This window comes from Clostridium hydrogeniformans DSM 21757, assembly GCF_000686705.1.
GTDB lineage: Bacteria > Bacillota > Clostridia > Clostridiales > Clostridiaceae > Clostridium_Z > Clostridium_Z hydrogeniformans.
In genome coordinates this window covers 1-1,212 of record NZ_JMLJ01000034.1, presented here as the reverse complement: position 1 = coordinate 1,212, position 1,212 = coordinate 1, and the positions used below count along the sequence as shown (strand labels likewise).

Sequence of the window (1,212 nt, the reverse complement as noted above, 5' to 3'; positions counted from 1 at the left end):
AATGGCGGAGAGAGTGGGATTCGAACCCACGGTGCACTCACATGCACGCCGGTTTTCAAGACCGGTGCCTTAAACCAACTCGACCATCTCTCCGTTTACAAAAATTATTATAACAATTAGTCATTGCTATGTCAACAATTTATTTTTTAATATTCTAAATAATATATTTATATGTCTCCTTGATCCCACTGATTTTTAAAAATAGACATAATTACTTCATCATAATATTGTCCATCTTTAAAAACCTCTTCTTTCAATATTCCCTCTACCTTAAATCCACACTTTTCATAACATCTTTGAGCTCTTTCATTAAAGGAAAAAGTATATAGTTTTATCTTGTTTACATTCATATTACTAAATATAAATTTTATTAAGGTATTCATAGTATCTGTCCCATAGCCTCTTCCCCAATAATCTTTATCTCCAATCATTATACCAACGGTAACCACTCTTGTAAGCCAATTAACCTCATTTATTCCACATCCCCCTATATACCTGCCACTTTCTAAGTCTTCTATTGCGAAATTATAAGTTCCATCCTTGTTTTGTCCTTGGGCTTCTACCCATTCCTTTTCCTCTTTATAAGTCATAGGAAATGCTACATTTGGAGATAAATATCTCATAAGTTCTGCATCATTAACATATTCATATGCCTTTTCAGTATCATCACTTTTATATGCCCTTAATAAAACTTTTTCTCCCCTATACATATTAATTCCCCCCAAATTAATTTTATATATATTAACATATATAATTATGTGAAACAATATGTATTTGAAAATTTAATTTTAAATATTCAAATTATTCAGTATATATTGAGTTATATATACTTCTATAAAACAGCTATAAGATGAATCCTTGATTTACTTATTAAAAATATCCTTAATTAAAATAATCTTTAAAACTAAGAACTCTATATAGTTATTTTAAATTTATAAAAATGGCATAGAATAAATAATTTTTATTTTTCTATGTCATTGTTTATAAAAATAAAAAAAGCATCTAACTTTCGTTAGATGCTCTTGGCGGAGAACGAGGGATTTGAACCCTCGCGCCGGTTTCCCGACCTACGCCCTTAGCAGGGGCGCCTCTTCGGCCACTTGAGTAGTTCTCCGTAAAAAAAAATGGCGGAGAGAGTGGGATTCGAACCCACGGTGCACTCACATGCACGCCGGTTTTCAAGACCGGTGCCTTAAACCAACTCGACCATCT

Annotated in this window: 1 protein-coding gene and 2 tRNA genes; all 3 read right to left on the bottom strand. The window is 32.5% G+C overall.

All coding sequences use genetic code 11. The annotated features are described in order from the left end of the window. Positions 1-2 precede the first annotated feature (2 nt). A tRNA-Ser gene (locus tag BR69_RS0113180) sits at positions 3-93 on the bottom strand. A 74-nt stretch (positions 94-167) separates the two neighbouring features. Continuing rightward, complete coding sequence (locus tag BR69_RS0113175) at positions 168-710, bottom strand: GNAT family N-acetyltransferase (RefSeq protein ID WP_027633591.1); 543 nt, start codon at positions 708-710, stop codon at positions 168-170. Between the two features lie 313 nt (positions 711-1,023). Continuing rightward, a tRNA-Ser gene (locus tag BR69_RS0113170) sits at positions 1,024-1,114 on the bottom strand. Positions 1,115-1,212: the final 98 nt, after the last annotated feature.

What these genes read in the sequence shown, in the direction of transcription:
- BR69_RS0113175 (WP_027633591.1), bottom strand. Translation starts at nt 710, where the DNA reads ATGTATAGGGGAGAAAAAGTTTTATTAAGGGCATATAAAAGTGATGAT.